The sequence below is a fragment of the Bacillus cereus genome, from assembly GCF_002567495.1.
Lineage (GTDB): Bacteria > Bacillota > Bacilli > Bacillales > Bacillaceae_G > Bacillus_A > Bacillus_A cereus_AQ.
Genome location: NZ_NVAP01000005.1, coordinates 237,313 through 263,203 on the forward strand (window position 1 = coordinate 237,313; position 25,891 = coordinate 263,203).

Genomic DNA, 25,891 nt, shown 5'->3' on the forward strand with positions numbered 1-25,891 from the left:
TATTTGACTACTTTTATTATAGGTGATGAGGAAAGCGGAAATCAAAACATACTTCTTATACTTTGTCCATATATATGAAGAAGAAAGGGGAATGACGATGGATGTAAGAGAACATACTTTTTTCTCTCTGCTTATTATTAGTTATTTTATTGCCTTTGGGGTTATACTTGGCGGTTCATTAATTGGTGGATTTGGTGCGTTTCTTATTGGAAAACCAGCTCTAACTTACATTAATCAATTCGCTCAAAATTTAAGAATTTGGGCACTCGTTGCAGCAATCGGCGGAACATTCGATACCTTTTATAGCTTTGAAAGAAGTTTCTTTGGCGGAGATATGAAAGATATCGTAAAACAAATTCTCCTTATTTTTTTCGCAACTGGTGGTATGCAAACAGGTCTCATTATTATTAAATGGCTAACACAGGAACATGTATGAGGGTACCAAGTGCCAATACAGCAAAAAGATGGTACTTAGTTTTAGCTGGTGCTGCTGTTGGAGGCGTGTTGAGCTGGTTTATTTTTTTGTACATATACGGTGTTTTTCAACAAGAACAAGCTAGTAAAATAGCACAGCAACGAGAAATTATAGAAAAACAAGAAGCAAAACTCCACGTCCTTCTCGAAGATCAGGAAAAATTAAACACAGAAAATAAAAGACTCTTAACCATTCAAGAAATTAAAATAAAAATTATCAATCGAGATAAATATGATTTAGACAACCTTACACTCGAAAATATGACCACTTCTATTCATAACGACCTCCAGCACCTTTTAACGAAAAACATTCAAAGTATCGCAAAAAATAAAGACCTCCTCAAAAAGGCAATCGAAAACAAAACGTACAAACATTACGATCGTATATATCGTTTTAAAGTCGATACAATTTCTTTTGATACTGTGCTTGAAATTAGTATTGCTATAGAAAAAGAAAAATAAAGAAGGAGGGCTCTAAACGCCACTCCTTCTTTATTTTTAACATATAACCCTTACTTACAAATTTCACGTAAATCAGCAAAAAGACGATCCGCTTCTTCCCAAGAAGATGCCTTCGCACCAGAAGCCATAGGATGTCCTCCGCCATTATATTGCATTGCTAATTTGTTTATAACTGGCCCCTTTGAACGAAGACGAACACGAATTACGTCGTCTTCCTCTAAAAATAGAACCCACGCCTTTAATCCGTCAATATTACCAAGCGCTCCAACAACACCAGATGCTTCAGAAGGAAGTATATCAAACTTTTCTAATACTTCTTTTGTTAATTTAATGTAAGCTGCTCCTTCTTCTACCATCGTAAAATTTTGTAAAATATAACCGTTTAAACGAGCAATTTTTTCTTTCGTCTTATACATTTCATTGTATAAATCCGTGAACTTCACACCCATATCAACAAGCTCACTTACGTAACGAAGTGTTTTTGCTGTTGTATTCGGGAATAAGAAACGACCTGTGTCCCCAACAATTCCAGCTAAAATAAGACGAGCTGCTTCTTTTGTTATTTTTAATCCTTTATCTTTTCCATACGTATAAAACTCATAAATCATTTCACTTGTAGAACTCGCTGTCGTATCTACCCATGTAATATCTCCATATGGATCTTCATTTGGATGATGATCAATTTTAATTAACATCTTCCCTTTTGTATAGCGTTGATCATCAACACGTTCTTGGTTCGCAGTATCACAAACGATAACAAGCGCATTTTCGTATACACTATCTTCAATATCATCCATTACTCGTAAGTACGCTAATGACGGTTCATTGTACCCAACCGTATAAATATTTTTCTCTGGAAACGATTCTTGTAGAATTGTACCAAGGCCACCCTGTGAACCTAATGCATCTGGGTCCGGACGCACATGACGATGAATAATAATTGTATCAAACTCTTTAATTGCTCCTAAAATTTGCTCATGCATATGTATAATCTCCTTTTTAATCAACTTCTCACTTTATCCCGCATTAACGTGCAGTAAAAGCCCGATTGATGAGGGCTAATAATTCTTGTGGGGAAATATCCCCTACACGAATTAAAGTTTCACTTTATCCTCCATTATAACGGAAAGTATTTCATACATGCGAACAATTGCTTTATAATAAAAGTTAGAAAGTTTAGATATTTCTTTTTTCTTGTCTATTATTTTTCACAAAGCGATGGGAGTGTTCATTATGCCAGTATTAGTCTTCTGTATTATCGTCTCATTTATGTTGTACCTCTTTTACAAAACAAAATACTTTCGTACAAACCGCCCAATGGAAAAAGGTTGGCTTTCAGGAAAATCCGCAATGGCACTCGGTTCATTCGTTTTATTTTTCGGGTTAAACCAATTCTTTTTAGATCTTTCAACCGCTCGTATTATTGTTGGTGTTTTATTCGTTCTATTTGGTAGTGCAAGTGTATTTAATGGGTTTCGCCAATACAAACATTTCTTACCATTAGCAGTTAAAGAAGCCGAAGTCTATGAAGCAACATAAAAAAAGCATCAATATTGTGATGCTTTTTTACGTCCCTTAACTTTCAAAATCATATATGCAACAAACGCAGATGGTATATTAAATGGGTTACCTTGTACGTGAAAATGTAATTGTTCTTCTCCAAAAGACATTTTTTCATATAGCTCTCGCTGAGATAATCCTGTCTTTTCCTTTTTTTCATGTAAACCTTGTAAATATAAATATTGGATCGGTATCATTACAAGAAAGTAAAATAGTGCGATACTACCAAAAAAGAGTACTGCCGATGACATAATGCATACCACCTTCCTAGATTCCATTTTATTACAATACAATCATAACATAATATACATCCTAAATGAATTACTATTCTGTCTTTTCTTACATTACTTTCCCACTAGCTTTTCCACGCCATCTAAAATCACGCCTTCCAAATTTAAAGCAACAAAAAAGATGGAACAAATCAAAACGATTTGTTCCATCTTTTTATTTATCGATTAACTGAACCATAAGTAATGCTTTTCCAACGACATTACCATCATGATGCACCTCTACATCGACCTTACCAAATTTACGTCCAATTTCTAATACTTTCGGATGAACGGATACAACATTATCAATTTGAACCGGCTTTACGAAATAAATCGTTAAGTTTTCAACAATTAAATCGCTCTTCTTTTGCGCACGAATGACGCGATTTGTCGCTTCTGTCACAATTGTTGCAAATACACCGTACGATAACGTTCCGATTGAGTTCGTCATTTGCGGCGTCACTGAAAATTGATATAGATGCTCATTCTTCGCTTCTTTTGGCGTCATAAATTGATTCGTTACAATATCATCAATTGTTTCTCCAACTTGTGGTTGACGTTGAATCATTTGCAGTGCCTGAAGTACATCTTGACGGCTAATAATACCTTGCAGTTTATTTCCTTCTTCAACGACAGGAAGTAATTCAATTCCTTCCCACACCATCATACGTGCCGCAGCTGCGACAGAAATTTTACCGTTCACTGTAATTGGGTGTTTTGTCATTACTTTATCAATTGGTGTTTCTTTCGCTACACCGATCATATCTTTTGAAGTTACGATTCCTAGCACTTTTTTATTTTCATCGACAATTGGATATCTTCCGTGCATTGTCTCTTCGTTATATGCATGCCATTGCTGTACTGTATCACTCGGCTTTAAATATAATGTTTCTTCAATTGGCGTTAAAATATCTTCAACAAGTACAATTTCTTTCTTAATCAGTTGGTCATAAATTGCACGGTTAATTAACGTTGCAACCGTAAATGTATCGTAGCTACTTGAAATAATCGGCAGCTTTAATTCGTCTGCTAATTTTTTCACATGATCTTCCGTATCAAATCCGCCCGTAATTAATACAGCGGCTCCAGCTTCTAGCGCTAATTGATGTGCGTTCGTACGGTTACCAATAATGAGTAAATTCCCAGCTTCTGTATAGCGCATCATCGCTTCTAATTTCATAGCTCCGATTACGAATTTATTTAATGTTTTATGTAGTCCTTCTCTGCCCCCAAGTACTTGACCGTCGACAATGTTAACGACTTCTGCATATGTCAGTTTTTCGATATTCTCTTTCTTCTTTTGTTCAATTCGAATTGTTCCGACACGTTCAATTGTACTAACATATCCTTTATTTTCTGCATCTTTAATTGCACGGTAAGCTGTCCCTTCACTTACACTCAAGTCTTTCGCAATTTGTCTTACAGAAATTTTATGGCCTACTGGCAGGCTATTAATATGTTCTAAAATTTGGTTATGCTTGGTAGCCAAATGGTTTCACCATACTTTCTTTTCCCTAAATTCTTCATGTGTTGTACTTCCAGTATACTATATTTTCAAAACTGTTACACTCTCTCTTTGCATACCTGTACTATTTTTTTTATAACAAAATGACTCTTACATTCCACCAGTCATTCTATTACAACAATGTAATGCTTTTGTCATCTCATTCGATAGTTCGTCCACTTGATTCCCTATACAATGAAGACAAGAAATAAAACAAAGGAGCGAACACATGATGAAAAAATTTTTAGAGGTTGTAGGTGCTGTATTTTTAGCTTTCGTGGATGGGAAAAAAGTTGCAATGGAATTGAATGAAACACCTGAACAACCACGTACAAAAAGAAAAGAATCAACAAAACAAATACAAACATTAAAAGCTGTCTTACACACGTAAAAAACCCTTCACTTGTCTTTTCAAATGAAGGGTTCCTTTTCTATAGTGTAATACTTTCTCCAGCTTCTAATACTTTCCCTGTACAATTTTGTAGCTTTTCTACAAATTGATATGGATCTTGCTCAATAACTGGGAACGTATTGTAATGCATCGGTACAACCGTTTTCGCATTAATCCATTTTGCTGCTAATACAGCATCTTCTGGTCCCATTGTGAAATTATCACCAATTGGTAAAAATGCTAGATCCACTTTATTCAATTCCCCAATTAACTTCATATCAGAGAATAGTGCCGTATCTCCTGCGTGGTACACTGTTTTCTCTTCTGCTGTAAATAAAATACCTGCTGGCATACCTGTATATGTAATCGTCTTATTTTCTTCGTCAATATAACTAGAGCCGTGGAATGCTTGTGTAAACTTCACTTTTCCAAAGTCAAATTCATGTGAACCACCAATATGCATCGGATGTGTATTTACACCTTGCCAACTTAAAAATGTTGCTAATTCAAATGGCGCTACAACAACTGCATTATTTTTCTTCGCAAGTTCTACTGTATCTCCAACATGATCACCGTGTCCATGCGATAAAAGAATTGCATCCACTTTTACATCTTCAGCTTTTAAATCTGTTTTCGGATTGCCTGTTAAAAACGGGTCAATTAAAATAACTTTTCCATTCGCCTCAATTTTCACAACTGAATGTCCATGATAAGATACTTTCATTATTACATTCCTCCCCTTATTACATTCACACTTTTTATTCTACATGATTTCTTTATTCCCTGTCTTTTCTAACATCTATTTACTTGTCATAACGCTTTCATCCGATGTAAAGTTATACATGTAATTGAAATCTCGGAGGTGCCAATCGATGAATGCTAGATTAGAAAATTTAATGCAATGGCTAAAAGAAAAAAATGTAGAAGCTGCTTTCTTAACTTCTACACCAAACGTTTTCTACATGACGAACTTCCACTGTGAACCGCATGAAAGATTACTTGGTATGTTTGTATTCCAAGAAAAAGAACCTATTTTAATTTGTCCTAAAATGGAAGAAGGTCAAGCACGTAACGCTGGCTGGGCACATGAAATTATCGGATTCACTGATACTGATCGACCATGGGATATGATTGCAAAAGCAATTAAAGATCGTGGTATTGATGCAAATGCAGTTGCAATTGAAAAAGAACATTTAAACGTAGAGCGCTACGAAGAATTAACGAAATTATTCCCAAATGCAGCTTTCAAATCGGCAGAGGAGAAAGTTCGCGAACTTCGTTTAATTAAAGATGAAAAAGAACTTTCTATTTTACGTGAAGCAGCTAAAATGGCAGACTATGCTGTTGAAGTTGGTGTAAATGCAATTAAAGAAAATCGCAGCGAACTAGAAGTATTAGCAATTATTGAGCATGAATTGAAAACAAAGGGCATCCATAAAATGTCATTCGATACGATGGTATTAGCAGGTGCAAACTCTGCTCTTCCACATGGTATTCCGGGTGCAAACAAAATGAAACGCGGCGATTTCGTACTATTTGATTTAGGTGTAATCATTGAAGGTTATTGCTCTGATATTACACGTACAGTAGCATTCGGTGAAATTTCTGAAGAACAAACTCGCATTTACAACACTGTACTTGCTGGACAACTACAAGCAGTTGAAGCATGTAAACCAGGTGTTACACTTGCTGCAATCGATAACGCTGCTCGTTCTGTTATCGCAGATGCAGGTTACGGAGATTTCTTCCCACACCGCCTTGGTCACGGACTTGGAATTAGCGTACACGAATATCCAGATGTAAAAGCTGGTAACGAGTCTCCATTAAAAGAAGGCATGGTCTTCACAATCGAGCCAGGTATTTACGTACCAAACGTAGGTGGCGTTCGTATTGAAGATGATATTTATATTACAAAAGACGGATCAGAAATTTTAACGAAATTCCCGAAAGAATTACAATTTGTAAAATAATAAAAAGGCAGCGTGATTGCTGCCTTTTTCTATTTCTCTACTATTTCAAATTTCTCTACAATCATTTTTGCTGGATAGCTTTCAAGTATTTGAGAAAACCATACTTTTACTTTATCCCCTGTTTTTAACTGTTTATATGCGTCTTTGTCCTTAAAGCTCAAGACTATATGTGATGGATGCTCTTTATTCATTTGTTGTTCTATATAATGTTGCAACTCTACTTTTGTTTCAAACGTTTTATCGTCGGCAAAAAACACCGTGTCATTTCTTACTATGATATACCCTTCTTTAGGCACTTCTTTTACAGTTACTTGCTCTACTGATTTTGTAGTACACGCTGATAATATGACTAGAAATACACTTAAAAACATAACAATTTTCACATGCCTATTCATTTTTAACTCCTCACTCTAGGCTACTTCAAATTTAACACCATCTTCTCCTCATACTTATCATCCCATTTAATTACAACTTCTATCGGTTCGTCTTTAGATAGAGGTGCACAACTTACACAAGAAGATTTCATTTCAATCTTTGCTCCTTTATGACTTTCTGACGTTTCTGTCATTGCACTAAAGGCTCCATGAATAGCAATCTCTAAGTTTTTAAATTCTGTCTTTCCATCCCCGCCCTTATATTGAAACGTAAACATTCCATCTTCACTGTCATCCTTAATATGCCCTTTATATTGTCCAGTCCAACTTTTGCTCTCACTAGAAAAAGTAACATACGAAATGGAACAGCTTCCTAAAAAGAAAATACTAATGAAAAAGAATAATGCTCTCTTCATAATGCCCCCTCCATTCAAAAGCACTTATTTATCCCGCATTAACGGACAGTAAGATCCCCACATCAAAATTCGGTGAAAGCAAAGAAGTTAGGTGGGGAATACCCCCCACTGATTAAAGTTTCACTTTATTGCCTATTTCTTCCTCTTATTATACTATTAAAATACAGAATTTTCTAAAATAGGAGGATTTATATGTTACAACAACAGTTAGAAGAAATTCGTAATAATAATTACATACTGGATAACACACTTAACATTGATTCTTTAAGTTCCAATATGCTTGAGCAAATTGGCGATACTGATAGCTATTTAAGGGACAAACTTATTTACTCTACTTTTTATCATCTCATCAAGAAGGAATACCTTTCACATACACAATTACAGAAACTATTATTAGAAAGCATCGGTGAAAAATATTTATTGTATAAAATTCATTCAGATGATGAAGATGCTGTATTTACCCGTGCATTTACGACATTATTAATTGCGCTCATTATTGACGCTGATACAAAACATAATTTCTTATCACAGACTGATATTTTAAATGTAAAAGATCAATTAATTCTATATATGAACGACGAGCGTGATTTCCGTGGATATGTTCAAAATTACGGCTGGGCACATAGTATCGCTCATGCTTCCGATACATTTGAGGCGCTTGTTCATAGTCCTAAACTAGAAACTTTACATTACGAAGAGATATTAAAAACTTTATTAAACAAAGTTTGTGTCCATTCTATTTACTACAAATATGAAGAAGACGAGCGTCTCGTTTATCCGATTGTCGCAATGCTGCAAAATGGCCTAAAAGAAGAAATACTCATATTAGCCCTTCGTGACTTAGTAGCTCGATTACCCGTCCAAAAACAAGCACTACCTATTGAATCGTACGAGTTTCTATACGGAAATATAAAATCTTTCTTACGTAGCTTATTTTTCAGACTACGCACACTTTCTATATGTAAAGAAACCGAATTTGAAATTGAAAAATTGCTACAAGAGCTTCCAAAATATTATTAAAAAAGAAGGCCACTCAAAAAGTGCCTTCTTCTATTTCACTAATATTTAATTGAAATTTCACGATCCAAACTGAGAAAAGGTGGACAAGAAGCGCAAACGCCATACATGCTCCACTTAAAAAAGTTAGTATAGGATGCGAATACACGTGCCCCAATCCATAGGATATCGCCACGAAAAACATTGTTATGTAAATATAAATTGCTCCATGTATTTGCCTCATATAGACCTCCTTTTCCCATATTATAACACAAGTTTTCTGATTATTCACATTAATTACTTGTAATCAATATTTCTCAACTGTTACACCTCTTACAGCAGCCTTAATATACGGTGACCCTTGTAAACTTTGTAAATCCTCTGTTTTTCCTGTTACGACTACACCGTATATTGGTAGGTCTTTTGGTTTGGTATTTTTTATTTCTTTATAATATTGTTCAAAATAATCACTTGGTATACCTTCACTATTTTTTGCTAAATACTTCATTTGGTACAGAAACTCTTTTGAGTTTCTTGTTAAATCGTTTTTCACATCTTCTTTTACTTTTGCATAACTTCCTTCAAATCCAAAAACATTTCTAGCCATTTCCGCATTTAATATTGCGCCATTTTTAGGATCTTTTAACCCTACATAAGAATCACTTTTCTTTTCATTATATGTATCTACCCAAAACCAAACTGGCTGTACACTTTTCGGAAGCATCTCAGTAATTTGTTCAGCTGTATACGATTTATCAAAAGATAAGGCTACTTCTGCAACTTTATTTTGCAAATCCCCAATATTTTTCAGGTCATCCACATAATTTTTATAAGTGACGAAAGGTAAATAAAACCTCATTTCCCTTTGCATTGTTTGCACATTATAATCTGGTATCGTAACAACCTCTTCACCTCTTTTTTCCTCATCTAGACTAACAAGTTCACCATTGTAATGCTTCATACTATAACTCCATATACCAGATTCGTATATATCATTTACCCATTTCACTGGTTGACCAGCTATATTTTTATAAGAGTTATATATTACTGTACTTCCTGTCATACCAAGACTTAAATACATGCTTCCACTGAAACGGATATTAGGCCCTTGAACCATATGTAGTGCATTCATTTCTCTTTCCATTTTTCTAAATGTTTGCTGTGAAAAGTAAGCTGCACCCAAAAACAAAGTTACTATAACAATAATGGACGCACAAATAGAAATAAGCCAGTTTCTCCAAAGCTGCTTCCTCTTCGCTCTCTTCATCAAAGTCTTCATCTGCTTATCATTCATATTCAAATCAAAGTCCTTCCGACTCATCTTTTCTCCTCCTATACAGTTTTTTAAATTGATTTCTTGCACGGTACAAGCTTGTTTTTACTGTATCTTCTTTCATACTTAATAAAATGGCAATTTCCTTATAAGATAGTTCATACTCATATTTCAACAGTAAAATATGACGATAATCCTCCGTCATCGTCTCCAATATTTCTTGTACTTCTCCTTGTAACTCACTTGTTAAAAGCACTTCATCTAATGACTTTTGCCCAATAAGAACGACTGATTCAATTGCGATTGGATTTAGTCTTTTTTCTTTCCGATGCAAATCTCGGTGCTGATTGATTGCAACTCTAAATAGCCACGGTGCTAAATGTCCTAACGGTATTTCCTCCATAAGCAATAAAGCTTTATACAACGTATCTTGTACAATATCTTCTGCTTCTTTTCTATCTGCTCCAATCTTAATTAAGTATCCAAACACAGCTTTTGATTTCTCTATTAATAACGATTCAAACGTATCATGACTCATTCGGCTCTCCTCTCTATATACTCAACGTTTGAGAGCGTAAAATGTATACAGCTTTTCTAAAAAAAATCCCATAATAAAAAGCACATCCATTTTGATGCGCTTCTCTCTGAAATACTATTCTATTATTTCATCGCTTCCTTCACAACATCTTGAATCATAACAACTTCTGTTTTCATATCAATAGACTGTGCTTCTTCATCGATACATTCATACCAAAATGCTAAGTGCTTTTTATCAATTTCATGATGCGAATTTTCGACAAAAACACCGCCTTCTCCTTGCACAGAATACCAATATAAGTACTCTTCTCCATCTCTTATTTCCCGGAAAATTGTCTCAACGTACATCTTTTCGTCGTTTAATGTCAAAAGTACTTCTTTCATATTGTCATTAAGAAGCTGCATCCATTCATCTACACGATGACTTTTATCAGGCTTCACTTTAAATCTCGTTAATTCTACATTCATTTTTATTCCCCCGTTTTCTTACGTACAAATAAACTATATTCTATTGGATGATAAAAACTTAATTTACTAGCTAATTTTCGCGAAGGAATATTGTCTATATAACAATCCCAGCTCGGTATAATATCATTTTGCATGCAATGTTCAATGAACCGTGTTGCAACAGCTTGAGCTAATCCTTTCCCTTGATGTGCTTCATGTGTTGCAATATCTATTTCAGCAAAACCATTCCCGCTAAATATTGAGACGCATTCAGCTATAATCATCCCATCTTGTTCTATACAAAATCCGAAACCACCGTTCAAAAATAGTTCTTTTGCCCCCCAATATTCTTTATAATACTTCTCTGTAAATTCACTGCTTCGTTCTATATCTCTTCTATCAATACGCTTAACTTCATATGTATTTTTGTTACAATCTCGTTTTTTCTCTTCAAAAGTTGCTCTTTGAAATTTCATTCGTGGAATTTTTCGAAGTACATTGCTAAAACGCTCTTCAATCATCATTTCCCACTCTTCACTAGAAGTGAACAATGTAAATCGTTTCTCTGTTTTTTCAATGGCTGTTTTCATATACAAAAATAAATCTTCATTATCGTTTTGGTCATGAGTATCACCAAATAAATAGTAAATGCCATTAGCAGTGATGATTAGTCCTGCTGTTAACTGCTCGTTTACAAAAACCTCACCGTCTATCATTTGATCACATACCGCATAAGCAAAAGTTGCTGTTCTTGTATTGCCTGCTAAAATCGAAATAACTTTTCTATACTCGGCTACAGATAATTGTTTCATAATTGCTCCACTATGATCGTATCAGCCTCTATATTTTCAAAACAAAGATTTACCGTTCTCTTTAATGCTCTCGTTCTATGAATCGTACATGCTGGAATTAAAATAGAATCATTTGGCTTTAATACCGCTGTTTCTCCATCTTCAAAATCAATAAGTAATTCTCCCTCTAACACAATAAATAATTCATCCGAATTAGAATGATAGTGCCAATCATATTCACCAGTAAATACAGCGATTCGTAAGCAATGACTATTTACATTTGAAACGACGAAGTTTTTATGTTGATCTTGAATGTCCTTTGTTAATTCTATTAAGTTCACAGTTTCCATCTTTCGTCTCATCCTTTCATTAGTCGTTCTTCTGAAAAATTAACTTAATCTCCACCACCTCCGCAATCTCCTCCACCATCACTTGAGTTACTACAATCACTGCTACTGTAGTCACCGAATCCACTTGATGAGCTTGAATAATAAGACGAATTTCTTTTCTTTCTTTGTCCTTTTTCTCCACCATTCTTATTAGTTGATAGTAATGTTCCAAAAACTAAAACATGTACCAAAATAGCTACCATTAAAAAAATAATAAGTACAAATACATGTAAAGATAAATTTGAAACTTGTAACTTAATTAAGTTAATGAAAATGATACCCATTACAATAAAATACATAACATTCGCCGCATCTATTAAACCACTTTCAATTTTAGACCTAGATCTCTTTTTCGTAACTACTAACTCATGTTTACTCCTTATTACTTCTCTTTGTTTTTTGCGCTTCCTCCGCTTACTTTTTCTTCCCAATTCAATCCTCCTTTTCCGAAATTTATATAATTCTAAATTATCATAATTACCACTTGTTAACAGTAATAAAAAACAATTTTTTACCTTGTAAAAAAAGACCCTCCTCATAAAAAGGAAGGTCTCGAATATATTTCTATTATGATAAAGCAGGAGCTTTTTCAAGAAGCTCTTTCGCATCAGCATATTGTAAGCCGTGCGCTTCTGCAACTGCTTCGAATGTTACATAACCATCTAATGTGTTAATACCTTTTAGTAATGCAGTGTTGCCTAGGCAAGCATCTTTATAGCCTTTGTTCGCAATTTGTACTGCATATGGTACTGTTACGTTTGTTAATGCAAGCGTTGATGTACGTGGAACCGCACCTGGCATATTAGCAACTGCATAATGAACAACGCCATGTTTTTCGTAAGTTGGGTTGTCATGAGTTGTAATACGGTCAGTTGTTTCGAAAATACCACCTTGGTCAATCGCGATATCTACAACGACAGAACCTGGTTCCATTGATTGAATCATTTCTTCAGTTACAAGTTTTGGCGCTTTTGCACCTGGAATTAATACTGCACCAATAACAAGGTCAGATTCTTTAACAGCTTCTGCAATGTTGTATGGGTTAGACATTAATGTTTTTACTTGATTACCGAAAATATCATCTAATTGACGAAGACGTTCTGCACTTAAGTCAATGATTGTTACATCTGCACCTAAACCTACTGCAATCTTAGCTGCGTTTGTACCAGCTTGACCACCACCGATAATTGTTACTTTGCCACGTTTTACCCCTGGAACGCCTGCAAGTAAAATACCTTTACCGCCTTTGTTTTTCTCAAGGAATTGTGCACCGATTTGTGCAGACATACGACCCGCTACTTCACTCATAGGTGCAAGTAATGGTAAAGAACGATTGTCTAATTGTACTGTTTCGTATGCGATTGATGCAACTTTGTTATCGATTAATGCTTTCGTTAATTCTGGTTCTGGAGCTAAGTGTAAGTACGTGAATAAAATTAAACCTTCACGGAAATAGCCGTATTCACTTGCAACTGGCTCTTTTACCTTCATAACCATATCTTGATTCCATGCTTCTTCAGCAGTTTCAACAAGTTTCGCACCAGCTTGTACGTATTCTTCATCTGTAAAGCCAGATCCTAAACCTGCTCCTTTTTGAACAAAAACTTCATGACCATTTTGTACTAAATGTACTGCTCCCGCTGGCGTCATTGCCACACGATTTTCATTGTTTTTAATTTCTGTTGGAATACCGATACGCATGATTAGTTCCCCCTTGAGTTATGAAATGACCCCTGAATCATTTTTTAAAGCGCTTTCTACGCTCTTATATTTTAACATAATATCTCAATATTTGACAAAAAATAATGCAAGTTTTCCGATAGATTTAATTTTATATTAAAGGACAGTATTATCCACACCGCTCAGCACAATGGATAAACTGTCCAATTATTCGAAACTTCACCTTATTTTATTCTATCGATGTCTATGAATAACATCAACTGCACCAGTCACTTCAATAATTGTACCGGTAATCATATCGGAATCGTCCTCACATAAAAACGAAATGGTTCTTGCAATATCTTCACCTGTTCCAGATCTACCAATCGGTGTGTTATGCTCTTTCAGCTGACGTGCTTCTTGAATCGTCGCCTCTTTCATATCACCAATAATATCACCAGGACATACCATATTCGCAGTAATACCATATTCCGCTTCTTCGTAAGCAACTGTTTTCGTTAATGAAACAAGTCCTACTTTCGCTGCCGCAAAAGCTGAGCGATAAATCCATCCCGGCGCACTATCTGCCCCTTGGAATCCGTAATTAATAATACGGCCAAAGTTCTGTTTTCTCATAACCGGAACGACAAGTTTTAATAAATGAAATACCGCTGTTAAATTGCCCTGAATCATTTCATTCCATTCGTCTTCTTCATAATCGACTAACTTTTTTCGTTCAAATACATATGGACCAGCATTATTAATTAAGAAATCAATTTTGCCAAAACGGCTTATCGCTTCTTCTACTATTTTATGTAAATCTTCCTTTTTCGTGACATCGGCTTGCACGAATTGTAGACGCTCTTCCACGTTTTTATATGTTTCTTTCATCGCTTCCATAGCTGCTATATCGCTATGGTATGTTACTGTTACTGAATATCCTTTAGCCAATAACTTTTCTGTTACTTGCTTTCCTAAACCTTTCGTACCGGCTGTAATGAGCGCGTGTCTCACAAACATGCCTCCTTTTAAATTGCTATACTTCATATGTAACAAGTTCTCGCTCCAATTACAACTAAAATGAATTAAAACAGAGTTTTCGAAATTCTGTAACGTTTCCGGCAAGCACATTACCAAAATTTGTTTTATAATAAAGTTGTAAACAGTAATAAAAATGATTGGGAGGAATTTACTATGAATAATACATATACAAATATTTTAATCGCGGTGGATGGTTCTAAAGAAGCAGAAAAAGCCTTTAAAAAAGCAATTCAAGTCGCTAAACGAAACAATGCAACATTAACAATTGCTCATATCGTTGATGTAAAAGCATACTCAGCAGTAGAAGCTTATAGCCGTGCAATTGCTGAACGTGCAAATCTATTTGCAGAAGACTTATTAGAAGACTACAAAAAAACTGCGCTTGAAGCTGGTCTTGAAAATATTGAAACTGTATTAGAGTTTGGTAATCCTAAATCAAAAATTTCAAAAGAAATCGCTCCAAACCATAAAGTAGATTTAATTATGTGTGGTGCGACTGGTTTAAATGCTGTTGAACGTTTCCTAATTGGTAGCGTCTCTGAACATATTATTCGCTACGCGAAATGCGATGTCCTTGTTGTTCGTGGTGATGAGGAGCAAGGTGATCTTTAATTTATAGATAAAACACCAAGTCCACATATTTTACCGAAGGATAAGGAAAATTAAGTTTGAGGCTCGAATGAACAATAAACACATGTTGTTAAACAACGATAAGAAAGTAAAAAAGGAGTGGGAAATCCACTCCTTTCTTCACGACATGCCTTTATTTTTATTCATAGAAATAAATCTTCTCTGTTTTTTCTCTACTCTTGTATGGATTTTAAAATCCTAATTTTTCAATTGATTGTTTAACCAAGTTTAAACTGTATTCTACTTAATTCTTTGAGCAATTGGATGATCATCTTTTAGTTGCAACAAATCCCATAAATTCCCGTATAAATCCTTGAATACTGCAACCATTCCATATTCTTGCTCTTTCGGCTCTCTCACAAATTCTATTCCTCTTGAAATCATTTCATTATAATCTCTCCAAAAATCGTCAGTATTTAAGAAAAGAAAAACTCTACCGCCTGACTGGTTACCGATAAAAGAATCTTGCTCAGGTTTGGATGCTCTAGCCAGTAATATTGTGGTGCCGACTGAACCAGGAGGAGATACCACTACCCATCTTTTATTTTGCTCTGGCTGATATATATCTTGGACTAATGTGAAATTTAGTTTCTTTGTATAGAACTCTATTGCCTCATCATAGTCTTTTACTACTAATGCGATATGAACTATTGATTGAACCATTATTATCCCTCCTATTATTACTGAATAAGCAAATTATAGTATAACATTTCTTGCTTCAATCTATCTGTTAGTTTAATAACACAGGATCTTTTTCTGCTAAGTTATATGCTTTATCATTTTTCATCTTATAACAATAAATGGGTGATAAAAAATAGGCGTATTAAGCAAAATGTTGCTAACCTTGAAACTACATTGTTAAACAACATGCAGTGGCGTGTAATATATCTTATATAGCTTGGCTTATTTTAGATTCAGTATTACATATTGGGCTTGGTGTTTTTCATTTCACATATTTCACTATAAATACAAGACAAGCTACGATAACAACGGTAATTGCCAATACATAAGGCGGAAGAAACTTTAAAGACCATAACGCCATCATGATCGTCGCAACCGTTAAGTACGTTTGTTTTGCATCTTCTGTCATTTTTTTGCGAAGTAAGAAAACGTACAAATAGCCAATTGGTGGCGTAATAAAGCAAAGAACGTATATGATTTTTGATTTTAAATACCATTTTTGTTCTCCAAGTTTCTTTATGTCTTCTTCTATTCTCTTGCTCTCTTGTTCTCTCGCTTCTTCTTCAACCGGATTTTCCTCATCTCCCCGCTTTTCTTTCATATAAGGAAGAAAATGCAGAAAAAAATAACATGCGAATATGATTGCCCAAAATTTAACATCTAATCTTTCTAATGGAATATGCTCACTAAAACAAGCAGCAGCAATCACTAAAGAAAAACAATACGTCGTTATCCAAAATGAACGTTTTCTCTTTTTTCGTTCCATTTCTTTTTTATCTTGCACATCTTTTCTTTTCGAAAGCCATATCGAAATACAGCAATCTACTACAAATAGAGAAAAGATAAATAGCGCAACGTGTATTGTTTCTACATTCCCAAATGAAAATACGTTTGGGAATGCAACATGTAATACAATTAGCGTGTACAAAATTAACCCTACAAAATATATACGTCTCATTTTCCATTCCTTTCTCATTTCCTAACATTACGTTAACATACATTTTTTAGAAATAGACGGACAAAATATATATGTTTAAAAAAGGAGGATACTACATGAATGATTCTGAACGTATTATTTTAGACGTGAACGGAAAAGAAATCGAAATGCTAGATACGATTCGTACTCATTTTAAAGAGAAACATGGTGTGGAACTAAGTAATGGTGCATTGCTGCGAGATTTGATGGATATTGAGTATATTCGAATTACAGAAGATCGACATAAGTATGATTAAAAGAAAACGACTGCAGGCGAATGCCGTCAGTCGTTTTCTTTATTTAAGTTCTTGATGCTTTCCGCCCATACCACCTGGCCGATTGCTATCTTGGTGCACAATTAGTTTATTTGTTTTCGCATCTTTCAAAACTCTATATGTATATGATTCATTTGGTTCATCTTTAAATTGTACATTCATACCGTATGAACCAATTTTGCTATAAAAGGCTGGCTTTATGTATGAAATATCACTTTCTTTATATCCTTTCTCTTGCAAATGCCACATCGTTGCGATAATCGCTTCTTCTCGCTTTTCTTTTTCACCAACAAACATATATTTGTCCAAAAGAAATACTTTCACATTTGCAATTAAGCTAATTAACAGTACAACGATCAATACTATTTTTTTCATAGACTTCCCCTAAATTGTTATTTTTCACTATATTGTAACGTAAATACTAGTAAAAAATAAAGTACGCCAAACTTTAACAGACTGGCGTACTTCCCAATTCAATTCTTAATAACTTCTTTCGTTAATCTCTTCGCCTTCTCCAAAGCTTTTTCAATCTGATCAAATCCTGTTCCACCAGCACTATTACGACGCTTTACAGCCGCATATGGTGAAAGAACTTCATACAAATCTTCTTCAAATAAAGAGCTCATTTCTTTATATGTTTCAAGCGGGACATCTAATAAATAAATTCCTTTTTGTGTGCAATGTAGCACTAACTTCCCAACAATTTCATGAGCTTGACGGAATGGTAGTCCTTTGTTTGCTAAGTAGTCGGCAATTTCTGTTGCGTTGGAGAAATCTTGCGTCACAGCTTGCCCCATCTTTTCTTTGTTTACAGTCATCGTTTCAAGCATGCCTGAAATAATATGAAGGCATCCTTCTACTGTTTTGACTGTATCAAACATTCCTTCTTTATCTTCTTGTAAATCTTTATTGTAAGCGAGCGGTAATCCTTTCATTACTGTAAGTAAACTGAATAAACTACCGTATACTCTGCCTGTTTTACCACGAATTAGTTCCGCCATATCCGGATTTTTCTTTTGCGGCATAATGCTGCTACCTGTCGCATATTGATCGCTCATTTCAATAAATTGAAACTCTTGGCTACTCCATAAAATAAGTTCTTCACAAAAACGTGATAAGTGCATCATGAGCATAGATGAATTACTTAAAAACTCCAGTATGAAATCACGATCACTTACCGCATCTAAACTATTTTCATAGATTCCATTAAATCCAAGAAGTTCCGCACTATATTCTCTGTCGATCGGGAATGTCGTCCCAGCGAGCGCTCCTGCTCCTAATGGGGAGATGTTAATACGCTTTAATGAATCTTCATAACGATTCACATCACGCTCTAACATCCAAAAGTAAGCAAGAATATGATGAGCAAATGAAATTGGCTGGGCACGCTGCAAGTGCGTATAGCCAGGCATAATTGTTTCAATATTATTTTCTGCTTGATGAACAAGGACAGCTTGCAATTGTTTTGTAGCTTTTATAATATGTTCTACCTTTTCTTTTAAATACAAATGCATATCTGTCGCCACTTGATCGTTACGACTTCGGCCTGTATGAAGTTTCCCTCCTACTTCGCCAATTTGTTCAATTAACATCTTTTCGATATTTAAATGAATGTCTTCAGCTTCTACTGAGAATTGTAGCTTATTCTCTTTTGCGTCTTTCAATAAATATTGAAGTCCTATCTTTATTTTCTCTGCCTCTTCTTTCGTAACGATACCTTGCTTTGCTAGCATCGTTACGTGTGCAATACTCCCATTTATATCTTGACCTACTAATTGTTGATCAAAGGCGATGGATGCTCCAAACTCTTCAACCCACGCTTCCGCTTCTTCTGTAAAACGTCCGCCCCAAAGTTTGCTCACGCTTCCACCTTCTTTTGATTCACTTGGCTGTATACTTTCGTCGGTAAACCGAATAATGAAATGAATCCAACTGCTGCATCATGATTAAATTCATCCTGGGCAGTATACGTAGCTAATTTCTCATCGTATAAAGAGTATTCAGATTTACGTCCTTCTACAATCGCATGACCTTTAAATAATTTCACACGCACTGTACCTGTTACATGCTTTTGCGTTTCTTGTAAAAATGCATGAAGCGCTTGTTTTAAAGGAGAGAACCATAAGCCATTATAAATAAGTTCTGTTATTTTCTGTTCGATCACTGGTTTAAAGTGCGCTACTTCTTTTACGTGCGTTAAATCTTCCAACTCTTTATGGGCAGTGATTAACGTCATTGCTGCTGGGCATTCGTATACTTCACGCGATTTAATACCGACAAGACGATTTTCTACGTGATCAATACGTCCAACGCCGTGTTTTCCAGCAAGTGCATTTAACGTTTTAATTAATTCTGAAAGTGAATGTGCAGTGCCATTTAAAGTCGTCGGTACGCCTGCTTCAAATCCGATTTCTACAAACTCTGGTTTATTCGGTGTATCTTCTAACGCTAATGTCATTTCATATGCTTCTTCTGGCGGCGCTGCCCATGGATCTTCTAAAATTCCACATTCGTTGCTACGTCCCCACAAGTTTTGATCAATTGAAAATGGGCTATCTAAATGAATCGGAATCGGTACATCATTTTCTTTGGCATATGCAATTTCCTCTTCACGTGACCACTTCCATTCACGTACAGGCGCAATCACTTCTAAGTAAGGATTTAATGCTTGAATAGAAACTTCAAAACGAACTTGATCATTTCCTTTCCCTGTACATCCATGTGCAACTGCAGTTGCGTCTTCCTGTTCTGCTATTTCTACTAATTTTTTCGCAATAAGCGGACGAGATAATGCCGAAACAAGAGGATATTTCCCTTCGTATAACGTGTGTGCTTGCATTGCCATCAATGCATATTCATTCGCAAATTCTTCTTGAACATCCACCATATAGGATTTAATCGCACCAACTGAAAGTGCCTTTTCTTTCACAAATCCTAAGTCTCTGCCTTCCCCTAAATCTAAACAAAGCGCGATAACATCATAATTCTTCTCTTGTAACCATTTAATTGCAACGGAAGTATCAAGACCTCCGGAATATGCTAATACAACTTTTTTCTTCTCCATTTTGCATCCCCCTAAAGAATAAATATTCATTTTCTTTTATAATAATTCACACTTTAACACCTTTTACAAAATGTATCAAGAGTCATTTTCAAATTTTTTCAAACAATTTCGTCGAACTTCTTTCTATTTTTATGTACAATATAAGCAGGAAAATGGGGGTGAACTCATGGAAAAGTATTTCTTATACAATGAACATCTAGGAATTGAAATTCCAGATTTACAAGGAGACTGGGAAGACATCCCCGAAAAAATGCAACATGCTATTTTACTAAAATGGGAACAAGTTCGCGGGAAAATTCCTGATCGTATAAAAGAACTCGAACACTATATTAATACAAAACAACATCATTTAAATCACGAAGAAGACTTCGAAATTTCTTGTAAACTAAATTCAGAAATTGCCGACCTTGCTTCCATCATTAATGACCTTTGGCTTTGGTATCGACTCACTCAAAATGTATCTGAGGGAAAAGCACACCAATGAAAAAAGCATGCCCCTCAATTACTTTGGGTCATGCTTTTTTGTCGTAACACGATTTACAATATATTTCTCTCGCTGTTTTCGCCAAACACACATCAAACGGGCCAACTAATATACTTCTTTCTTTCGGCAACTTCACAAAAGCAACAAGCTCTTCTTCATATTGAATCTTTTTCTGACATGAAACGCATATTAATTCTTTTCTTTTGAACATGTCTTTTAGCATATCTTTCCCTCCCCTTTATCTATCTATATTAATATACTCTCATAATAGTTAGAACTTGTAAAAAAATGACACATTCCGAATCGAATGATTCATATACTATGTACAAAAGGAGGTCTCAAACCTATGCGCGCTTTTGTTATTATCGCTTTAACTTTTTTAAGTGTGATTAGCTGGGATGCATTTTTTAAAGATAAAGGTGATGAGAAGAATACAACTAAATAAAAACTCTTCTTTTCTTACTTATTGGACAAACTAAAAAAACTGTCCGACTTAGCGAAATAACTTAGGCTTTTCTACAAAAATATTTAAACATAACAATTTTTGTAGATTCCCTCCGTTTATTGTCGGTTTCCATCCGCATACATTTTTTGAAAGTATGATATAATAATATAAATCTTGAAGGAAGGGATTTTGATATCATGATCGCTCGAAGGAGCATGTGGCATCGTATTGACGAATCATACACGTAGCGTATTTTTCAGCTCAGATACTTTAGTCTAGCGAAAAAAATACGAGAGTGGGGAAATTATGATTGCCCGAAGGATAATTTGGCAAAAAAAAGACTCTTCTTACACATAGCGTTTTGTTTAGGACTTAATTGTTACTAGCTAAACAAAACAAAGAAGAGCAGGATTGCTAAATAACGAATCCTACTCCACGTTTTGTTTAGTCGTTTTAAGACTTAAACTAAAACGAAGGTAGGGAGAATTGATGGACGAGAGGATTATTCGTTATTTCTTCAGCGACATATAGCGTAGTTAGTTTTTTCGTAAACTAACTGAAAGCTACATGTGAGCTCGTAGTTAGTTTACAACACAAAAAGGACTACTAACTACGGAAAGAAGGAATAACGATGAGGAACATCCAAAGTCGGCAAATTATTAAAGAAATTTTTATGGTTTTAATCGGTTCATTTATTTTAGCAGCAGCGCTATATCACATTCACTTCCAAAACCACTTAACAGAAGGTGGCTTTGTAGGGATTGCACTATTCATTCAAAATTTTTATGATATTTCACCATCTATTTCAACTGTATTAATGGATATCCCAATTATTTTACTGTGCGCTTCATTTTTAGGTAGAAAAATGGTTGGCTATTCATTCCTAGGTTCTATTTCATTCGGAGTATTTTATTCCTTAATGGAAAATTATTCTCCATTTACGGTAGATTTATCAAATAATTTATTTATAGCTGCAATAGTTGGCGGTGCGTTAGCTGGTATTGGACTCGGTTTTATATTGCGATTTGGCGGTGCAACCGGTGGAGACGATATTTTAACAATTGTATTAAGTAAACGAACTCGTTTTACAATTGGGCAAATTTTCTTCGTCTTTGACGCGATTGTTCTTGCGCTTTCATTATATTATTTAAATTGGACAGAAATTGCTTTTACTATTCTTTCTATTGCCGTACAGGCAAAAACATTGGATTTAATTTATTATCCAAAAACAGAAAAAACAGCAGAAAAGCAGCCAGTATCTGTTCCAATGTCCAAAAAACATGCAACAAATTAAAAAAGCGAAAGGCTTCGGCCTCTCGCTTTTTTTACGCTCTTTTTTCTCTCTCAACTATATGGCGCACTTGATAAAATCTATTTGCAAATTCAGTAACATTTCTTGTTAAACGATAGTTCACTGTAGATCCAATTGCCATCCCAATCACCGGAATACCTTGGAATAATTTACGACGAAGAGCATAAATCGAAAATGTTTTCAAAATTTGTTTTAACACAACCTCAGTAGAAGCTGTTTGTAACACTGCTTCGTCTCCTTCATAGAAGAATGAATCTTCTTGCTCCAGCTCTTGCAGTAAATTGTACCATGCGTATTGCTGAAGTCTTCCTGGTAGTAATGACGCATGAAATACCTTTAACGCAAGCATCATTTCATAAGGCTTGTTCACATCATGCCCAAATGATGTTGCAATAAGTTGAACAGCCTTCACATTTAACGCGATCATAACTGGAAAATCAGCCGTTAATAATAATAAACCTCCAGCACCTGTCGCCCCGCCTTGTACAAATGAATATAAACGATGACGAGCTGTTTGCTGCTCTGCTATGTATGTTAACTGGTCAATAGATAATGCTTTCAAATCTTCAAGCTGCTCAATCGATTCATCAAATAATCTCGATGTTCCTAAAATCCGATTACGTGCATCTAACTGTGCTTGTGAACTTTGAATAAATGCATGCAAATGAAAGAGCCATCCATCTGCTTTCGTAAAGAATTCTTTTCGCTTTTTTTCAGGTAATTTCGCAACTGTAGTATGTAACCATTTATCAAACACTTTTTGAAAATCGGTCGCTTCTTGCTCAACTAATTGCGCTTCCCATTCTTTTATATTGTCTAAAATGGCTTGTTCTCGCTTCGATCGCATCGTAACAACCACCTCGTTCGATTTTTTTCTATTGTAACATATTTCTGCTTATTGTTTACAAATATGCTTGTATATCGCTTTTCACATACCCTTTATGAGTGACATAACATAATAGCAAAAAGGATGAGATGCATCACATGAATCTATCCAATCTAAAACAAAATTATAACGCAGTATTCAGCTTAGGACAAAACTGCTGGCCTGCTTGGGCATTATACCAATTAGAATTATCACCATTTTTTGGTGTTATCGATTTTATGCTAAGCCCTTCATTAGAAAAAGTGAATGTATTATTACAAAATCGCTTTGACCGTTTTTTACATTTCGAAAACTTATCCTTCATCTCATTTTGGGATGATGATGCAAAATTAAGATTAAGGGACAACCTTTATGAAATCGACTCCTGTCATGACTTTAAAACAGATGTAAACACACCAACATCTTGGCCTTCTTATACAGAAATTAAGCTAAACTATGAGCATCGAATTAACCGTTTTCTAACTACAATTGAAACGGCAGAATCCATATTGTTTATTCGAACTGGAGGAACATACGAAGAAGCATGTTCCCTAGAACAAATTTTATCTCAAATAGTTACACATAAATTCTCTGTTCTGTTACTAATTCCTACCGATATACCAACTATCACCGAAGTAGATTGGGGATTACAACATATTTGCGTTATGAAATGCCCGATTATGGATGTATACCAATACAATGAAGCATTTTGGAAAGACTTATTTGATGGGATTACAATTAGACCGCACGCTTAAATACAGGATACTTTTATCACACTATACATTATAATCGTCCTTATACAAAAAAATAAGGAGTGATTCTATATGTATCCACGTGCAAAAGCTTTCGGTCTTGCTGTACATCAAGATTACCTTCTCGTACAAGAATATCATACAGAAGGCGAAACATATTATCGTCCTCTTGGCGGTTCAATTGAACTTGGTGAGAAATCCGCAGATACTGTTATTCGGGAGTTTAAAGAAGAACTTCATACGGAGATAGAAATCACCAATTATTTAGGTTGCTTAGAAAATGTCTTTCATCTAGATGGGGACGTTGGTCATGAAATCATTCAACTATATTCTTTACGTTTATTAGACACATCACTATATGAAATGGAAATACTAAATATACAAGATGAGCAAGCAGTAGCGTATGCGAAATGGATTCCTATTACGGCATTCATTCAAAAGGAAAAAGTATTATATCCAAATGGAATTTTAAAATATATAAAAAGAAAGACGAAATCCTATAGGATCTCGTCTTTCTTTTTATATATTAACCAATATCTCCAAGACGTAGTACGTCACGAGCGATCATAACTTCTTCGTCAGTTGGAATTACGATAATTTTTACTGGAGAGTGTGGGAAGCTGATGAATGCTTCTTCACCGAATACGTTATTACGTTTTACGTCGAAGTATACGCCCATGTACTCAAGGCCTTCTAATACGCGCTCACGAATAATTGCACTGTTTTCACCTACACCAGCTGTGAAGATGATTGCGTCTACACCTTTCATACGAGCAGTGTAAGAACCGATGTATTTGTGGATACGGCTTACGAATACATCAAGTGCTACTTTCGCACGGTGGTCGCCTTCTTCTTCTTTCGCAATGATGTCACGTAGGTCACTAGAGTAACCAGTAAGACCTAACATACCACTCTTCTTGTTTAATACGTTAACTACTTCTTCTACTGTTTGGCCTGTTTTTTCCATGATGTATGGAATTAACGCAGGGTCAAGGTTACCAGAACGTGTACCCATTGTTACACCAGCGAGTGGAGTGAAGCCCATAGAAGTATCGATAGATTTACCGCCTTCTACTGCTGCGATACTTGCACCGTTACCTAAGTGACAAGAAAGTAAGCTTAAGCTTTCAAGTGGACGACCTAGTAATTCAGCCGCACGCTCAGTTACGTATTTATGAGAAGTTCCGTGGAAACCGTATTTACGGATGCCAAATTTCTCGTAGTACTCATATGGTAGGCTGTATAGGAATGCAGATTCCGGCATTGTTTGGTGGAATGCTGTATCGAATACTGCTACTGCTGGTACGTTTGGTAATACTTCTTGGAATGCTTTAATACCAACAATGTTTGCTGGGTTGTGAAGTGGTGCTAAATCGCTTAATTCTTCGATATCAGCTAATACTTCATCAGTAATTAGAACAGAGTCAGCAAATTTTTCGCCGCCGTGAACAACACGGTGACCGATACCGCCAATCTCATTTAGAGACTTAACGATTCCGTTTTCAGTTAATTTTTTTAGAAGCATATTAACTGCTACTGCGTGATCTGGAATGTTTGTAATTTCTTTTTGTTTTTCGCCATCTACAGTAATAGTGAAGATACTATCTTCTAAACCGATACGTTCTACTAAACCTTTTGTTAATACTGTTTCACTTGGCATTTCAAATAATTGGAACTTTAAGGAAGAGCTTCCTGCGTTAATCGCGATGATTTTTGACATCTAGTCTTTCGCCCCTTTTTCTCTTGGTAGTTGTGTGGATGTTTCCACAAACCGCTCGATTTTATCTGATCAAATTTACTAAATATGAAAACGTTTCATCATTAGCAAATTTTATACTCACGATTTTAATTTAA

The 25,891-nt window shown here is 35.2% G+C and carries 35 protein-coding genes; 12 read left to right on the forward strand and 23 right to left on the reverse strand.

Annotated elements, in window-relative coordinates; genetic code table 11:
* Window positions 1–22: 22 nt before the first annotated feature.
* Both COK05_RS02950 and ytrI read left to right on the forward strand, forming a co-directional pair.
* Window positions 23–436: a YtrH family sporulation protein gene (locus COK05_RS02950; RefSeq protein ID WP_002005839.1), complete on the forward strand. Its 414-nt coding sequence runs from the start codon at window positions 23–25 to the stop codon at window positions 434–436.
* Window positions 433–936: a sporulation membrane protein YtrI gene (gene ytrI / locus COK05_RS02955; protein ID WP_098611390.1), complete on the forward strand. Its 504-nt coding sequence runs from the start codon at window positions 433–435 to the stop codon at window positions 934–936. The genes COK05_RS02950 and ytrI overlap by 4 nt, the downstream gene beginning before the upstream one ends.
* Before the next feature lie 50 nt (window positions 937–986).
* On the opposite strand, the gene COK05_RS02960 is transcribed toward ytrI, so the two are convergent.
* Complete coding sequence (locus COK05_RS02960) at window positions 987–1,919, reverse strand: DHH family phosphoesterase (RefSeq protein WP_098611391.1); 933 nt, start codon at window positions 1,917–1,919, stop codon at window positions 987–989.
* 250 nt (window positions 1,920–2,169) lie between these two features.
* Here COK05_RS02960 and COK05_RS02970 point away from each other — a divergent pair, with 250 nt between their 5' ends.
* Window positions 2,170–2,475, forward strand: coding sequence for a YtpI family protein (locus COK05_RS02970; protein ID WP_098611392.1), 306 nt, complete (start codon window positions 2,170–2,172; stop codon window positions 2,473–2,475).
* 8 nt (window positions 2,476–2,483) lie between these two features.
* On the opposite strand, the gene COK05_RS02975 is transcribed toward COK05_RS02970, so the two are convergent.
* Both COK05_RS02975 and COK05_RS02980 read right to left on the reverse strand, forming a co-directional pair.
* On the reverse strand, window positions 2,484–2,747 hold the full coding sequence (locus COK05_RS02975) for a DUF3949 domain-containing protein (RefSeq protein WP_000093045.1): 264 nt from the start codon (window positions 2,745–2,747) through the stop codon (window positions 2,484–2,486).
* 193 nt (window positions 2,748–2,940) lie between these two features.
* A complete protein-coding gene (locus COK05_RS02980) occupies window positions 2,941–4,254 on the reverse strand; it encodes a CBS domain-containing protein (protein WP_098611394.1) in 1,314 nt (437 codons plus the stop codon).
* Between the two features lie 244 nt (window positions 4,255–4,498).
* Here COK05_RS02980 and COK05_RS31240 point away from each other — a divergent pair, with 244 nt between their 5' ends.
* Window positions 4,499–4,660 (forward strand): hypothetical protein, encoded by a 162-nt coding sequence (locus tag COK05_RS31240; RefSeq protein ID WP_098611395.1) that lies wholly within the window; start codon window positions 4,499–4,501, stop codon window positions 4,658–4,660.
* A 40-nt stretch (window positions 4,661–4,700) separates the two neighbouring features.
* Here COK05_RS31240 and COK05_RS02990 read toward each other — a convergent pair whose 3' ends face one another.
* Complete coding sequence (locus COK05_RS02990; protein ID WP_000868924.1) at window positions 4,701–5,384, reverse strand: metal-dependent hydrolase; 684 nt, start codon at window positions 5,382–5,384, stop codon at window positions 4,701–4,703.
* Between the two features lie 148 nt (window positions 5,385–5,532).
* Between COK05_RS02990 and pepQ the strand changes: the two genes are divergently transcribed.
* Window positions 5,533–6,630: a Xaa-Pro dipeptidase gene (pepQ, locus tag COK05_RS02995; RefSeq protein ID WP_098611396.1), complete on the forward strand. Its 1,098-nt coding sequence runs from the start codon at window positions 5,533–5,535 to the stop codon at window positions 6,628–6,630.
* 29 nt (window positions 6,631–6,659) lie between these two features.
* On the opposite strand, the gene COK05_RS03000 is transcribed toward pepQ, so the two are convergent.
* Both COK05_RS03000 and COK05_RS03005 read right to left on the reverse strand, forming a co-directional pair.
* Window positions 6,660–7,025, reverse strand: a complete 366-nt coding sequence (locus tag COK05_RS03000) for a DUF3221 domain-containing protein (protein WP_098611397.1) — start codon at window positions 7,023–7,025, stop codon at window positions 6,660–6,662.
* Between the two features lie 20 nt (window positions 7,026–7,045).
* Window positions 7,046–7,420 (reverse strand): hypothetical protein, encoded by a 375-nt coding sequence (locus COK05_RS03005; protein WP_141538871.1) that lies wholly within the window; start codon window positions 7,418–7,420, stop codon window positions 7,046–7,048.
* 192 nt (window positions 7,421–7,612) lie between these two features.
* Between COK05_RS03005 and COK05_RS03010 the strand changes: the two genes are divergently transcribed.
* Entirely contained in the window at window positions 7,613–8,440 is an 828-nt protein-coding gene (locus COK05_RS03010; protein WP_098611398.1) for a DUF2785 domain-containing protein, read from the forward strand.
* Between the two features lie 13 nt (window positions 8,441–8,453).
* Here the strand turns inward: COK05_RS03010 and COK05_RS03015 are convergent, their stop codons facing one another.
* The 9 genes from COK05_RS03015 to COK05_RS03055 form a co-directional block, all read right to left on the reverse strand.
* Window positions 8,454–8,660: a hypothetical protein gene (locus tag COK05_RS03015; protein ID WP_001248905.1), complete on the reverse strand. Its 207-nt coding sequence runs from the start codon at window positions 8,658–8,660 to the stop codon at window positions 8,454–8,456.
* A gap of 63 nt (window positions 8,661–8,723) precedes the next feature.
* The gene (locus tag COK05_RS03020) at window positions 8,724–9,737 is read right to left on the reverse strand and encodes an anti sigma factor C-terminal domain-containing protein (RefSeq protein WP_098611399.1); all 1,014 of its coding nucleotides are present in this window, start codon (window positions 9,735–9,737) and stop codon (window positions 8,724–8,726) included.
* Window positions 9,718–10,227: an RNA polymerase sigma factor gene (locus COK05_RS03025; protein WP_098611400.1), complete on the reverse strand. Its 510-nt coding sequence runs from the start codon at window positions 10,225–10,227 to the stop codon at window positions 9,718–9,720. Before COK05_RS03025 ends, COK05_RS03020 begins: the two co-directional genes overlap by 20 nt.
* Window positions 10,228–10,349: 122 nt before the next feature.
* Entirely contained in the window at window positions 10,350–10,694 is a 345-nt protein-coding gene (locus COK05_RS03030; RefSeq protein WP_098611401.1) for a DUF6176 family protein, read from the reverse strand.
* A gap of 2 nt (window positions 10,695–10,696) precedes the next feature.
* Window positions 10,697–11,485, reverse strand: coding sequence for a GNAT family N-acetyltransferase (locus tag COK05_RS03035; RefSeq protein WP_098611402.1), 789 nt, complete (start codon window positions 11,483–11,485; stop codon window positions 10,697–10,699).
* A complete protein-coding gene (locus COK05_RS03040) occupies window positions 11,482–11,814 on the reverse strand; it encodes a cupin domain-containing protein (RefSeq protein ID WP_000450939.1) in 333 nt (110 codons plus the stop codon). The genes COK05_RS03035 and COK05_RS03040 overlap by 4 nt, the downstream gene beginning before the upstream one ends.
* Window positions 11,815–11,858: 44 nt before the next feature.
* The gene (locus COK05_RS03045) at window positions 11,859–12,284 is read right to left on the reverse strand and encodes a hypothetical protein (protein WP_098611403.1); all 426 of its coding nucleotides are present in this window, start codon (window positions 12,282–12,284) and stop codon (window positions 11,859–11,861) included.
* Window positions 12,285–12,420: 136 nt separating this feature from the next.
* On the reverse strand, window positions 12,421–13,554 hold the full coding sequence (gene ald, locus COK05_RS03050; RefSeq protein ID WP_001219402.1) for an alanine dehydrogenase: 1,134 nt from the start codon (window positions 13,552–13,554) through the stop codon (window positions 12,421–12,423).
* 213 nt (window positions 13,555–13,767) lie between these two features.
* The gene (locus COK05_RS03055) at window positions 13,768–14,559 is read right to left on the reverse strand and encodes an SDR family oxidoreductase (RefSeq protein ID WP_098611457.1); all 792 of its coding nucleotides are present in this window, start codon (window positions 14,557–14,559) and stop codon (window positions 13,768–13,770) included.
* A gap of 147 nt (window positions 14,560–14,706) precedes the next feature.
* Here COK05_RS03055 and COK05_RS03060 point away from each other — a divergent pair, with 147 nt between their 5' ends.
* A complete protein-coding gene (locus tag COK05_RS03060) occupies window positions 14,707–15,165 on the forward strand; it encodes a universal stress protein (protein WP_001066677.1) in 459 nt (152 codons plus the stop codon).
* Window positions 15,166–15,423: 258 nt separating this feature from the next.
* Here the strand turns inward: COK05_RS03060 and COK05_RS03065 are convergent, their stop codons facing one another.
* Together COK05_RS03065 and COK05_RS03070 are read right to left on the reverse strand one after the other, a co-directional pair.
* Window positions 15,424–15,846, reverse strand: a complete 423-nt coding sequence (locus COK05_RS03065) for a VOC family protein (protein ID WP_098611404.1) — start codon at window positions 15,844–15,846, stop codon at window positions 15,424–15,426.
* Between the two features lie 280 nt (window positions 15,847–16,126).
* A complete protein-coding gene (locus COK05_RS03070; RefSeq protein ID WP_098611405.1) occupies window positions 16,127–16,822 on the reverse strand; it encodes a hypothetical protein in 696 nt (231 codons plus the stop codon).
* Window positions 16,823–16,917: 95 nt separating this feature from the next.
* Here COK05_RS03070 and COK05_RS03075 point away from each other — a divergent pair, with 95 nt between their 5' ends.
* Entirely contained in the window at window positions 16,918–17,097 is a 180-nt protein-coding gene (locus tag COK05_RS03075) for a ProA domain protein (protein ID WP_141538872.1), read from the forward strand.
* Between the two features lie 39 nt (window positions 17,098–17,136).
* Here COK05_RS03075 and COK05_RS03080 read toward each other — a convergent pair whose 3' ends face one another.
* The 3 genes from COK05_RS03080 to COK05_RS03090 all read right to left on the reverse strand — a co-directional run bounded on the left by COK05_RS03080 (window position 17,137) and on the right by COK05_RS03090 (window position 20,179).
* Window positions 17,137–17,490: a DUF3139 domain-containing protein gene (locus tag COK05_RS03080; RefSeq protein ID WP_098611407.1), complete on the reverse strand. Its 354-nt coding sequence runs from the start codon at window positions 17,488–17,490 to the stop codon at window positions 17,137–17,139.
* 98 nt (window positions 17,491–17,588) lie between these two features.
* Window positions 17,589–18,977 (reverse strand): argininosuccinate lyase, encoded by a 1,389-nt coding sequence (gene argH / locus COK05_RS03085; RefSeq protein ID WP_098611408.1) that lies wholly within the window; start codon window positions 18,975–18,977, stop codon window positions 17,589–17,591.
* Entirely contained in the window at window positions 18,974–20,179 is a 1,206-nt protein-coding gene (locus tag COK05_RS03090; RefSeq protein ID WP_098611409.1) for an argininosuccinate synthase, read from the reverse strand. Before COK05_RS03090 ends, argH begins: the two co-directional genes overlap by 4 nt.
* Before the next feature lie 166 nt (window positions 20,180–20,345).
* Here COK05_RS03090 and COK05_RS03095 point away from each other — a divergent pair, with 166 nt between their 5' ends.
* Window positions 20,346–20,663, forward strand: a complete 318-nt coding sequence (locus COK05_RS03095; RefSeq protein WP_098611410.1) for a radical SAM protein — start codon at window positions 20,346–20,348, stop codon at window positions 20,661–20,663.
* 28 nt (window positions 20,664–20,691) lie between these two features.
* On the opposite strand, the gene COK05_RS03100 is transcribed toward COK05_RS03095, so the two are convergent.
* Window positions 20,692–20,886, reverse strand: a complete 195-nt coding sequence (locus COK05_RS03100; protein WP_141538873.1) for a hypothetical protein — start codon at window positions 20,884–20,886, stop codon at window positions 20,692–20,694.
* 853 nt (window positions 20,887–21,739) lie between these two features.
* Between COK05_RS03100 and COK05_RS03115 the strand changes: the two genes are divergently transcribed.
* Window positions 21,740–22,402 (forward strand): YitT family protein, encoded by a 663-nt coding sequence (locus COK05_RS03115; protein ID WP_098611412.1) that lies wholly within the window; start codon window positions 21,740–21,742, stop codon window positions 22,400–22,402.
* A gap of 31 nt (window positions 22,403–22,433) precedes the next feature.
* Here COK05_RS03115 and COK05_RS03120 read toward each other — a convergent pair whose 3' ends face one another.
* On the reverse strand, window positions 22,434–23,267 hold the full coding sequence (locus COK05_RS03120; RefSeq protein ID WP_061666056.1) for an EcsC family protein: 834 nt from the start codon (window positions 23,265–23,267) through the stop codon (window positions 22,434–22,436).
* Between the two features lie 137 nt (window positions 23,268–23,404).
* Between COK05_RS03120 and COK05_RS03125 the strand changes: the two genes are divergently transcribed.
* Both COK05_RS03125 and COK05_RS03130 read left to right on the forward strand, forming a co-directional pair.
* Entirely contained in the window at window positions 23,405–24,040 is a 636-nt protein-coding gene (locus COK05_RS03125; protein ID WP_098611413.1) for a DUF1796 family putative cysteine peptidase, read from the forward strand.
* Between the two features lie 69 nt (window positions 24,041–24,109).
* Window positions 24,110–24,607 (forward strand): NUDIX hydrolase, encoded by a 498-nt coding sequence (locus COK05_RS03130; RefSeq protein ID WP_098611414.1) that lies wholly within the window; start codon window positions 24,110–24,112, stop codon window positions 24,605–24,607.
* On the opposite strand, the gene ackA is transcribed toward COK05_RS03130, so the two are convergent.
* On the reverse strand, window positions 24,564–25,757 hold the full coding sequence (gene ackA / locus COK05_RS03135; RefSeq protein ID WP_098611415.1) for an acetate kinase: 1,194 nt from the start codon (window positions 25,755–25,757) through the stop codon (window positions 24,564–24,566). The two genes, COK05_RS03130 and ackA, sit on opposite strands and share 44 nt — an antisense overlap.
* Window positions 25,758–25,891 lie beyond the last annotated feature (134 nt).

Coding starts and splice junctions, on each gene's coding strand:
- COK05_RS03125 (WP_098611413.1), top strand. CDS start 23,405: ATGAATCTATCCAATCTAAAACAAAATTATAACGCAGTATTCAGCTTA.
- COK05_RS03065 (WP_098611404.1), bottom strand. CDS start 15,846: ATGGTTCAATCAATAGTTCATATCGCATTAGTAGTAAAAGACTATGAT.
- ackA (WP_098611415.1), bottom strand. CDS start 25,757: ATGTCAAAAATCATCGCGATTAACGCAGGAAGCTCTTCCTTAAAGTTC.
- COK05_RS02990 (WP_000868924.1), bottom strand. CDS start 5,384: ATGAAAGTATCTTATCATGGACATTCAGTTGTGAAAATTGAGGCGAAT.
- COK05_RS03005 (WP_141538871.1), bottom strand. CDS start 7,420: ATGAAGAGAGCATTATTCTTTTTCATTAGTATTTTCTTTTTAGGAAGC.
- COK05_RS03130 (WP_098611414.1), top strand. CDS start 24,110: ATGTATCCACGTGCAAAAGCTTTCGGTCTTGCTGTACATCAAGATTAC.
- ytrI (WP_098611390.1), top strand. CDS start 433: ATGAGGGTACCAAGTGCCAATACAGCAAAAAGATGGTACTTAGTTTTA.
- COK05_RS03080 (WP_098611407.1), bottom strand. CDS start 17,490: ATGAAAAAAATAGTATTGATCGTTGTACTGTTAATTAGCTTAATTGCA.
- COK05_RS03030 (WP_098611401.1), bottom strand. CDS start 10,694: ATGAATGTAGAATTAACGAGATTTAAAGTGAAGCCTGATAAAAGTCAT.
- COK05_RS03115 (WP_098611412.1), top strand. CDS start 21,740: ATGAGGAACATCCAAAGTCGGCAAATTATTAAAGAAATTTTTATGGTT.
- COK05_RS03090 (WP_098611409.1), bottom strand. CDS start 20,179: ATGGAGAAGAAAAAAGTTGTATTAGCATATTCCGGAGGTCTTGATACT.
- COK05_RS03040 (WP_000450939.1), bottom strand. CDS start 11,814: ATGGAAACTGTGAACTTAATAGAATTAACAAAGGACATTCAAGATCAA.
- COK05_RS03075 (WP_141538872.1), top strand. CDS start 16,918: ATGAATGATTCTGAACGTATTATTTTAGACGTGAACGGAAAAGAAATC.
- COK05_RS02975 (WP_000093045.1), bottom strand. CDS start 2,747: ATGTCATCGGCAGTACTCTTTTTTGGTAGTATCGCACTATTTTACTTT.
- COK05_RS03035 (WP_098611402.1), bottom strand. CDS start 11,485: ATGAAACAATTATCTGTAGCCGAGTATAGAAAAGTTATTTCGATTTTA.
- pepQ (WP_098611396.1), top strand. CDS start 5,533: ATGAATGCTAGATTAGAAAATTTAATGCAATGGCTAAAAGAAAAAAAT.
- COK05_RS03100 (WP_141538873.1), bottom strand. CDS start 20,886: ATGCTAAAAGACATGTTCAAAAGAAAAGAATTAATATGCGTTTCATGT.
- COK05_RS03015 (WP_001248905.1), bottom strand. CDS start 8,660: ATGAGGCAAATACATGGAGCAATTTATATTTACATAACAATGTTTTTC.
- COK05_RS31240 (WP_098611395.1), top strand. CDS start 4,499: ATGATGAAAAAATTTTTAGAGGTTGTAGGTGCTGTATTTTTAGCTTTC.
- COK05_RS03025 (WP_098611400.1), bottom strand. CDS start 10,227: ATGAGTCATGATACGTTTGAATCGTTATTAATAGAGAAATCAAAAGCT.
- COK05_RS03120 (WP_061666056.1), bottom strand. CDS start 23,267: ATGCGATCGAAGCGAGAACAAGCCATTTTAGACAATATAAAAGAATGG.
- COK05_RS03000 (WP_098611397.1), bottom strand. CDS start 7,025: ATGAATAGGCATGTGAAAATTGTTATGTTTTTAAGTGTATTTCTAGTC.
- COK05_RS03020 (WP_098611399.1), bottom strand. CDS start 9,737: ATGAGTCGGAAGGACTTTGATTTGAATATGAATGATAAGCAGATGAAG.
- COK05_RS03060 (WP_001066677.1), top strand. CDS start 14,707: ATGAATAATACATATACAAATATTTTAATCGCGGTGGATGGTTCTAAA.
- COK05_RS03010 (WP_098611398.1), top strand. CDS start 7,613: ATGTTACAACAACAGTTAGAAGAAATTCGTAATAATAATTACATACTG.
- COK05_RS02960 (WP_098611391.1), bottom strand. CDS start 1,919: ATGCATGAGCAAATTTTAGGAGCAATTAAAGAGTTTGATACAATTATT.
- COK05_RS02970 (WP_098611392.1), top strand. CDS start 2,170: ATGCCAGTATTAGTCTTCTGTATTATCGTCTCATTTATGTTGTACCTC.
- ald (WP_001219402.1), bottom strand. CDS start 13,554: ATGCGTATCGGTATTCCAACAGAAATTAAAAACAATGAAAATCGTGTG.
- COK05_RS03070 (WP_098611405.1), bottom strand. CDS start 16,822: ATGAGACGTATATATTTTGTAGGGTTAATTTTGTACACGCTAATTGTA.
- COK05_RS03095 (WP_098611410.1), top strand. CDS start 20,346: ATGGAAAAGTATTTCTTATACAATGAACATCTAGGAATTGAAATTCCA.
- COK05_RS03055 (WP_098611457.1), bottom strand. CDS start 14,559: ATGAAGTATAGCAATTTAAAAGGAGGCATGTTTGTGAGACACGCGCTC.